This window comes from Micromonospora sp. NPDC047740 (assembly GCF_043204735.1).
GTDB lineage: Bacteria > Actinomycetota > Actinomycetes > Mycobacteriales > Micromonosporaceae > Micromonospora.
The window spans coordinates 131,368-140,261 of record NZ_JBIDCT010000022.1; the positions used below are offsets into that span (position 1 = coordinate 131,368).

The 8,894-nt window shown below is 70.5% G+C and carries 7 protein-coding genes; 3 read left to right on the forward strand and 4 right to left on the reverse strand.

Annotated elements, in window-relative coordinates:
- Positions 1 to 5 precede the first annotated feature (5 nt).
- The 3 genes from ACGF4F_RS31680 to ACGF4F_RS31690 form a co-directional block, all read right to left on the reverse strand.
- Positions 6 to 1,343 (reverse strand): SGNH/GDSL hydrolase family protein, encoded by a 1,338-nt coding sequence (locus ACGF4F_RS31680; RefSeq protein ID WP_393083186.1) that lies wholly within the window; start codon positions 1,341 to 1,343, stop codon positions 6 to 8.
- Positions 1,344 to 1,422: 79 nt separating this feature from the next.
- Positions 1,423 to 1,917 carry an SRPBCC domain-containing protein gene (locus tag ACGF4F_RS31685; RefSeq protein ID WP_393083188.1) on the reverse strand — a complete coding sequence of 165 codons (495 nt, stop codon included), beginning with the start codon at positions 1,915 to 1,917 and terminating at the stop codon, positions 1,423 to 1,425.
- A 131-nt stretch (positions 1,918 to 2,048) separates the two neighbouring features.
- Positions 2,049 to 4,781 (reverse strand): ATP-binding protein, encoded by a 2,733-nt coding sequence (locus tag ACGF4F_RS31690; protein WP_393083191.1) that lies wholly within the window; start codon positions 4,779 to 4,781, stop codon positions 2,049 to 2,051.
- Between the two features lie 576 nt (positions 4,782 to 5,357).
- On the opposite strand from ACGF4F_RS31690, the gene ACGF4F_RS31695 reads away from it, so the two are divergent.
- The 3 genes from ACGF4F_RS31695 to ACGF4F_RS31705 all read left to right on the forward strand — a co-directional run bounded on the left by ACGF4F_RS31695 (position 5,358) and on the right by ACGF4F_RS31705 (position 8,354).
- Positions 5,358 to 6,248, forward strand: coding sequence for an efflux RND transporter periplasmic adaptor subunit (locus tag ACGF4F_RS31695; protein WP_393083194.1), 891 nt, complete (start codon positions 5,358 to 5,360; stop codon positions 6,246 to 6,248).
- On the forward strand, positions 6,245 to 6,949 hold the full coding sequence (locus ACGF4F_RS31700) for an ABC transporter ATP-binding protein (protein ID WP_357447331.1): 705 nt from the start codon (positions 6,245 to 6,247) through the stop codon (positions 6,947 to 6,949). The genes ACGF4F_RS31695 and ACGF4F_RS31700 overlap by 4 nt, the downstream gene beginning before the upstream one ends.
- Before the next feature lie 70 nt (positions 6,950 to 7,019).
- On the forward strand, positions 7,020 to 8,354 hold the full coding sequence (locus tag ACGF4F_RS31705; RefSeq protein ID WP_357447333.1) for an FtsX-like permease family protein: 1,335 nt from the start codon (positions 7,020 to 7,022) through the stop codon (positions 8,352 to 8,354).
- A 131-nt stretch (positions 8,355 to 8,485) separates the two neighbouring features.
- Here ACGF4F_RS31705 and ACGF4F_RS31710 read toward each other — a convergent pair.
- Positions 8,486 to 8,894: RNA-guided endonuclease TnpB family protein (locus ACGF4F_RS31710; RefSeq protein WP_393083198.1), on the reverse strand; the 409-nt coding region annotated here is incomplete at its 5' end.

The following is an 8,894-nucleotide window of genomic DNA, read 5'->3' on the forward strand; positions in this document are numbered from 1 at the left end:
TGGTGTCACGACGGTGACCGCGGGGGGATGTCGTGGTGCTCAACAGCGGTGTGGATGAGAAGAGGAGTGATGACCGCTGCGATCGCGGCGGCGCCGGCGTCGTTGGGGTGCAGGTGGTCGCCGGAGTCGTAGGTTGGCCGCAGCGCATCCCGATCAGCCGGGTCGGCGAGCGCCCGGTCCAGGTCGGCCACCGCGTCGTACTCGCCGCCATTGCGGATCCAGGTGTTCACGGCGTCGCGGACCGCCTCGTTGGCGGGCGTGTCGTAGCCGAACGCGTCCTTCATCGGCAGCATGGTGGCTCCGATAATCCGCACGCCGCGGGCGTGCGCCGCCCGGATCAGCTGCCGATGCCCGTCGATGATCTGTTCGGCAGTCACCACGGGGGACGCACCGCAGCCGAAGTCGGGGTAGCCGCCGCCACCGATGTCGTTGATGCCTTCGAGAACGACCACAGCGCGGACTCCCGGTTGGTCCAGCGCGTCCCGGCCGAACCGGGACACGCCCGCCTCACCGAAACAGGTCGAGTCCGCGAGCAGTTTGTTGCCGTTGATACCGGAGTTCACGACGCTTACCGGGCGACGACCGGAGGCGAGCCGCTCGGCCAGCTCATCCGGGTACCGGTTGTCGGCGTCGACCGTGGTGCCGTACCCGTCCGTGATCGAGTCGCCGAACGTCACCACCACGCCGTGGGCGTGTTCCGGCTGGCCGGCCGTGTCGATGCCGGCGAGGAAGTACCAGGATGTGCTGGTCTCGGCGAAGGCGCCGGCCCGGGGATCGAACCGCCGGTCGCCGGCCGTTCGGTAGGTGGTGGCCGTCGCGTTCTCGTGGACGGTCGCTGGGCCGGTGGGGCCGGCGAAGTACAGCGTCACCGCGAGGGAGTCCAGCGCGCGCGTCGGCAGCGGCGCGGGATCGGAGGTGAGCTCGCCTCCGGGCGGAATGGTCGCCGACCTCGATCGGCCGAAGGTCAACGAGCGGAGGCTGCCCGGTCGTACGGCCGCTCCGCCTGCGGCGAGCGCGATCGTTGCGCCGGTCACCTTCAGCGGTCGGTCGCCGAAGCGGTTGGACAGTCGTACCCGCACGGTCGAGCCGCCGGCGCTGACCCGGACCACCTGCCGCAGCGACTGGTTTGCAAAGCCGTTGACTGACCAGTTCGGCGTCCCGAACCCTTCGAACGGGTGGTGCGCGGCGGCAGTCCACGCCGCCCGCCAGTCGGCGGAGGAGGGTGTACCGGCGTGGCCGGTCTGCGCCGTCAGCGCCTGGGCGGTCGCCGCTTGGGCGGGCGCGGTCAGGAACAGTGCTGCCGCGATGCCGGCTGCGAGCGGTTGAAACTTTGGATGTCTCACTGGGTGTCCTTTGCGGGCGTTGCTGATGGGGATGGGTGCTGGCCGGGCCGGCGTGTGGGCTACGCCGACCCCGGTGTGGTCAACCGGCGATGCCTGCGCCGGTTTCTAAGAGCGTCTTGAGGTCGCTGAGCACGAAGGACCAGCCGCCCCCGGTGCCTGGGGTGGCGCCGGTGACCAGTGCCGCGGTGTGTGGAGCCCCGGTGAGGTCGTGCGTCACGGTTAGGGTGGTCAGTCCGCGCTCGTCCTGGCCGATGTCGTACGTGAGTCGGGTGGGTCCTTCGGCCGCCATGGCGGGGTCGGCGGTCATCCGCCAGGTCAGGGCGAGCCGCCGGTCGGGTTCGGCCTCGATGATCTCGCCTTCGATGATGACCATGTCGACTCCGCTGCCGACCATGGCCTCGCTCGCGTAGCCGCGGTAGGCGCCACCGGGGCGCGGGTCGATGTCGATCCGGCCGCCGTACCCGTAACGCTTGGTCAACTCGGAGCGGGTGAGCGCGGCCCAGACCTCCTCGGGGCTGGCCTTGAGATAGATGCGGTGAACCACTTCACCTGGGTGCTGCACAGTGCCCGTCATGGCCACTCCTCTGATCACGAACGCCGGAATGGGCGTTACCGTCGGTGATCAGCCTCCGCCGTCCGGCTTGCCGGCACATCCGTGGCCACACGGATTCGACCACGGAACGCACCACGGAACGGGGACGGCGGTCAGCCCCTCATTGCCGTGAGACCCAGCGACCTCAGCTCGGCTCGGCCCTCGGCTTCCCGGCCGGGCAGGAGCGCCAGCGTGCAGGCGTACTCGATGCGGGCTCCGGCCTGCTGAAACCCGGCCAGCCCCGCGGTGAGCGCCTCGACGTCCCCAGTCAATCGCCCCCGAGCCCGGGCCAGGCAGGCGGTCGCCCACGCGTTGTCGGTGATCGCCTCCTCGGCGACCGCGAGGCACCGCGTCGCGCCCGGCAAGCCGGCGGCGACCGCCAGCTCCGCGGCGGCGGCGCGGGCGTACGTCTCGTACCGGTAGCCGGGAAAGGTGTTGAATGCCAGCTCGACCAGCCGGGACGCGTCGTCGAACTCGCCGAGGTGAAGGGCGGTGCGACAGTCCGCGTACACCGCCGACGCGAGTGCGGACAGGTCGATGCCGGCGGCGGAGGCGCTGGCCGCCAGCCGGTTCCGCCACCGCGACATGCTGTCGCGATCGCCTCGGAACCCGCACGCCAGCATGGCGAACGCCATGGCACCCGCCACGTCCCCCGTCGGTGGCCGGCCGACCCGCTGCCATCCCTCCCACAAGGCCTCCGCCTGCGCCAGCGACTCGTCGAGTTCACCGGTGAGCGCCAGGGCCGGCACGAGGGTGCCGATGGCATGAGTACGGCCTCCGAGCAGGTCGTCATCGATCATCCGTCGCGCGACATTCAGTGCGGCGGGCAGGTCACCGGCCTGGAATGCGACGGTGGCCGCGACGTGGAAGGTGTCACCGATCTCCGGTGCCGCCTGCGGGTCGGTGGGGTCGAGCGCACTCAGCAGCGCGAACCGCTCCGCCCCGATCCGCCGCGCCTCGGCTGGTCGTCCGGCCTGCGCCGCAGCCGTACCCAGCAGGTCCAGACCTGCGCTGACCAACACCGGCACGCCACAGCGGCGGGCGGCCGCAGCGGCGACGGCGGCGAGATCCGGGTCCGGGTGGAACCGGCGGCCCCCGGCGTACCACGCCTCGGCGATCGCCACGGCGGCGGCGACCGCGGGATCGGCGGGGTTGCCGGCGGCTCGGGCCCGTTCCAGCAGGACGGTCAGCCGTTCGCGTGACATGTCGCTGCTGATGCGGCCGTCGAACCGGTGGACCATCTCGACCACCCGGGCCAGGGCAAGCGCCTGGGCGTTGCCGTCGCCGGCCGCCCCGGCAAGGTCGGCGCAGGTCAGCATCAGGTCCAGCACCTGCTGTCCGGTCGCGGTGCCGACCAGCGCGCAGTCCGCGGCGTTGCGCAGGTCGGCCACCGCCTCGGTGGGGCTCGGTGCCCGTGCGGCCGCCTGCCGGTAACAGTCCAGGGACGCGGCCAGGAAGCGACGGGTGAAGGTCAGGCGACCGAGCGCCCGAGCCAGTTGGTGCGGGGCCGAGCCGACGCCACTGCGAGGCCCGAGCAGCGCTGCGCGCAAATCGTCGGCGACGAGGTCGAAGTCCTCGCGCCACGCACCGTTCAACCGCTCGACGAGTCCGGTGGCCGTCGATGTTGCCCATTCGAGGTACCGGTCGTACACCTCACCCCGGGTCGGGTCGGCGACGAGTTGTTCCCGCGCGAACGCCCGGACGGTACCCAGCATCCGCCAGCGACGCATATCCCGGTCACGGGTCACCAGGCTTTTCTCTACCAGTCGGCCGAGCAGGTCGGCGGTCCCGGCCACATCGCCCACCAGCGGCACCCGGGCCGCGGCGGCCAGGTCGAACCCACCCACGAACACGGAGAGGTGCCGCAACAGCGTCTGCTCGGCTGGGTCCAGCAGGCCGTAACTCCAGTCCAGGACGGCCCGCAGCGAGCGGTGCCGCTGATCGGCGTGTCGCGCGCCGGTCAACACCCGCAGCGGATCGGTGAACGCCGCGAGCAAGCCGTCCACTCCCAGCGAGGCGCTGCGGGCAGCGGCAAGCTCGATCGCCAGCGGTACGTTGTCGAGCTGGGCGCAGAGCTCACCGACCACCATCGGGTCGCCGGGCACGTCGGCGCCGGCCGCCCGGGCGCGGTCGTCGAAGAGGGCCCGTCCATCGGGCTCGGGTAGCGGCAGCACCTGCACGACCTGCTCCCCGGGCACGCCCAACCGTTCCCGGCTGGTGGCCAGCACGGTGACGCCGGGGCACCCGTTGAGGACCTGCTCGGCGAAGGCCGCCACCGCGTCCAACAGGTGTTCGCAGTTGTCCAGCACCAACAGCGACCGTTGCGCGCCGAGTTCGTCCTTTATTGCCTCGGACAAGGGCTGGCGCGGGGTGGGGGTGAGGCCGAGCGCGGCGGCGACGGCCTGGGGCACGGAGCCGTCGCGCACCGGCACCAGGTCGACGAAGGCGCCGCCGGCAGGAAACCGGGACACCAGATCGGTCGCCAGTTCGACGGCGAGTCGGGTCTTTCCCACCCCGCCGGTACCCACCAGTGTGACCAGCCGGGCGTCGCGTAGCGTTCTGGACAGTGACTCCCGTTCCTGTCGGCGACCGACGAAGGTGGTCCGCGGTGCGGGGAGTCCGGCGACGACGGCGTCCGCCGGGTTCGTTGTCGCCAGCGGGGCGGTCGATGTCAGTGCCGACAAGTCGTGTCGGTCGGCGACGCCGTACTTGCGCAGCAATGACGAGACGTGGCTTTCAACGGTGCGAACGGAGATGAACAGCCGCTGCCCGATCTCGGCGTTGCTGCACCGCTCGTTCAGCAGGGCGAGCACCTCGGCTTCCCGTGCCGAAATCTCGATCTCCACCGTCACAGCCCCCTCACCGCCTCATCCTCGCCGATGCCGGCTCGATCCGTCACGTCCGGCCATGCCGCGGAGCGGGCCGGCGGCGGGAGGTGAGGCACGCGTCGGTACGGCCCGGGATTCAGCAACTGGCGGCACCGGCGCAGTCGCGCCGCGGTGGTCGGGAAACCGTCGCCGAATCGCCGGCGAACCGCCTGTCCGGAGCGAGGCCGGGCGGGAGTTTGAGGCGAGTGAGCGGCGGTCGCTGCTTGGGCGAATGAAAATAGCTCCGATTCGGAATAGTCAGCTCAAGCGGATCTGGCAGATATCGGCCTCTACGCGCGGCGGGCAGCGGAGCAGGAGGGCCGGCGGTACTCTTCGGCGGGTCGACCCGTCGTCGAGGTCGCCCCGCTCTGTGGGCAACCGATCGCCGAGCCCAGGCGTCTTGTCAGATGTTCGCCCGAAGTGATCGAGTTAGGGGTACCGGTGCGAAGGCTCTTGTCACTCTGCGTCCTTGCGATGTTTGTGGCCTCCGCTACCGGCTGCAGCGAGCCGAGCGCGCAGGCGGAGACGCCTGGTCTCGCGCCCCGCGGCACGACCATGACCACCGTGCAGCCCACCCGCCAAGACCTTGCCAACAAGGTGAGCCTGTCCGGCAAGGTGACCATCAACCCGGTATTCGGGATCGTGGCCCCAGTCGCAGGGCAGGTGCGGTATCGCGATGTCACGCCGCCGCAGAGTACGCCGACCAAGCCGACGAGGGTGGCGAGCGTCTGGGCGTCCGGCAAGGCGCACCGCATCGAGGTCCCGGCGGGTGCGGTGTTCGCCGGCCGGCTGGTGGACGACGGCTCCAAAGTGACGGCCGGAATGCCCATCGTTTCGGCGAAGAAGGTCGGCTACGGGCTCGTCGCCGAGATCGACGGCGCGCAGGCCTACCAGATCTCGGATGCACTCGCGACGGTCCAGGCCCAGATCAAGAACGGCCCCGGGCCGTTCCCGTGCAAGGTGCTCGGCACCATCGCGGCCCTGCCCGCCGGCACCATCCCGGACCCGCCGGCCGCACCCCCGTCCGCCGCGCCGTCCGGCCAACCGTCCGCCCCGCCGGTCGTCCAGTCGCCGCCAAGCCAGCAGGAGCGGACCGAGCCGTCGGAGCCGACCGGAATGCGCCTGGTGTGCACCGCACCCGCCAACGTGAAGCTGATCAACGGCGCCAGCGCCACGCTCGAGGTGGTGACCGCGAGGGCCACCAAGGCGCTGGTACTCCCGGTCGAAGCGGTCGCCGGCGGGCAGGGCCGGGGCAAGGTGGACGTGGTCAAGCCGGACGGTAGCCGGGAGACCAGGGATGTCGTGCTCGGGCTCAGCGACGGCAAGGTCGTGCAGATCAAGTCCGGTCTCACCGGCGAGGAGACGGTCGCCGTCCCTGGCCCCAACCTCCCACCCGCCAAACCAGGCGTAGAGGGCGACCCGTCCGCTCCGATGGGTGGAAAGTGACGGCGTTGCTGCAGCTCCACGGCATCACGAAGACGCTGAAGGGTCAGAAGGCGCCGCGCGTCATTCTCGATGGCACCGACCTGACCGTCGACAGTGGTGAGAGCGTGGCCATCCTCGGACGGTCGGGATCCGGCAAGAGCACGCTGCTCAGCCTGATCGGCCTCTTCGACCGGCCCGACGGTGGACAGTATCTGCTGGATGGCCGGGACATCACCCGGCTGCCGGAGCGGAAGGCGGCAGCTCTGCGCAGCGCCGAGTTCGGCTTCGTGTTCCAGCGGTTCTTCCTGCTCAAGCACCTGACCGCTGCGCAGAACGTGGCGATGGCCCTGGTCAACGGCCAGGGCTGGCTACCGCGCCGCAAACGCAGGGCCCGGACCCTGGAGGCCCTCGACCGGGTCGGCATCGCCCATCTCGCCAAGCACCGGCCGGCCCGCCTGTCCGGCGGTGAGCAACAGCGGGTGGCGATCGCCCGGGCGCTCGTGCGGGAGCCGCGTCTGCTGCTGGCCGACGAGCCCACCGGCGCGCTGGACACGGAGACGGGCAACCTGGTGATCGAGGTGCTGCGCTCGGCGACCGACCGGGGCTGTGGCCTGATCCTGGTCACCCACGACTGGGACCACGCCAACAAGATGCAACGCGTGCTGCGCCTCAGCGACGGAAAACTCCACCCAGCTACCGACACAAGGAGCGTGCCTCAGTGAGCGGGCTAGCACGGCACACAGCGGAGGTCGGAACGGTGCGGGCCGATGCTGAGCGCAGCGGGGTGGCCGCGTGATCCGGCTCTCCGGGCGGTTCCGCTCGGCACTGATCATCGGGGGTCAGGGCATCCGGGCCCGCAAGACCCGCACCCTCCTGTCGATGGTCAGCCTGTTCCTGGGAGTGATGGCCGTCGTGGTCGTCCAGGTCGGCGCCGAGACCGCCAAAAGCGCCCGGCTGGCTGACCTGGAACTACACATGGGCAAGGACGGCACCCGGCAGACCTACCTGCCGGGCAACGCCGACACCATCCAGATCAGCCAGGACACCCTGAAAGGGCGGACGGACGCGGTCGCGGTCTCCACCACCCAGGCGATCATCGGAGAGCCGGGCGTCAGCCCGGTCAACCCCGGCGCGGCACCGTTCGACCAGCCGGGCGGCGGACAGTACGCGGGCCCCGGTGGCGGCGACATGTACTGCGACCCCCGCGGCTACTGCCAGCCGATGAAGGCGGCCGGCGACGCCCCAGCCGTTCCCGTGCCCGGCAAAGCCATCGAGCTGAGCCTCAACGCGCTCACCGGCGACATCCGCCAGTTCCGGCCCTTCCGGCCGGTATCCGGCCAGTGGCTGGACTTCTCCTCCGACCCGTCGCTGTCCCCCCGGATCGTCATCAACCTCGAAGCAGCCAAGGGCTTCACCCGCCACCAGGTACCAGCCGAGATGCGCGTGGAAGGGGCCACCGCCAACCCGACGCCACGCATCATCGGCGTCATCGACGACGGCAACCCGCAGCCCACCGCCTACACCCGAGCCGATGAGCTACAGAACTGGGTACCCCGCGCGAGCAACGGCGGCGACTACGGCCCCGGGCTGCAAGTGATGCTCGCGCCCACCGCAGCCGACGTGGAGCAGCTACTGCGGATCCGCCTCACGGCCAGCGGGATACCCGCCGAGCAGATCCACTTCGAAACGATCCAGGCGCGCAAGGACATCGCCAAGGAGCTGGCACTCATCCGCTGGATCTTCCTCGGCATGGCCGGCCTGGTCCTCCTCATCGGCGTCGCCGGCATCCTCAACGTCGGGCTCGCGACCGTCGGAGAGCGGGTCGAGGAATTCGCGCTGCGGCGCGCGGTGGGCACCTCACGGTCGCTGCTGGCCGGCATCGTCCTCGCGGAGACACTGTTGACCGGCCTGCTCACCGCAGCCGCCGCCATCGGACTGTCCGCGCTCGCACTCACCGCGATCAGCACGCTGTTCGGCGATCGGGAGCAGCTCCTACGCGACCTCGTGTTCCCCTGGCAGGCAGGGGCCGCAGGCGTCATCGCCGGCCTGATCGCCGGACTGCTCGGCGGCCTCGTCCCCGCCATCCGCGCCGCCCGCATCCCGATCGCCACCGTCATGCGCGCCTGAGCAGGTTTGACATCCTCCCGGCCCTGATGGGCCGGGATTCTCACGGTCGCCCGTGAGGTTTCCTGTTTCATCGCCGACTGCCTTGCCGGGAGGACTTTCCCTTGAGGTCTTACATCAGCTCCGCAGGCGTTTTACCTCTCCGCCAGCCCGGCGGCGAGGATGTTTGTCGCGGCGTTGATGTCCCGGTCGTGCTCGGCCCCGCAACCCGGGCACGTCCAGATGCGCTCGTTGAGTGCGAGGGTGGTGTTGATCCGCCCGCACCCGGAGCAGGTTTTGGACGTGGGCAGCCACCGGTCGACGGGGATCACCTCACGCCCGTACCAGTCGGCTTTGTACTCCAACATGCTGCGGAACTGACCCCAGGCCGCGTCGGAGATGACGCGGGCCAGGCGGCGGTTACGGAGCATGTTACGCACGCTGAGATCTTCGATCGCGACCGTTTGGTTCTCACGGACGAGTCGGGTGGTCAGCTTGTGCAGGTGGTCCCGACGCCGGTCGGCGATACGGGCATGGATTCGGGCCACTCTGAGCCGGGCTTTG

Excerpts from the sequence above, each read along its gene's own strand:
- ACGF4F_RS31685 (WP_393083188.1), bottom strand. The coding sequence starts at position 1,917 with ATGACGGGCACTGTGCAGCACCCAGGTGAAGTGGTTCACCGCATCTAT.
- ACGF4F_RS31695 (WP_393083194.1), top strand. The coding sequence starts at position 5,358 with ATGACCACCGTGCAGCCCACCCGCCAAGACCTTGCCAACAAGGTGAGC.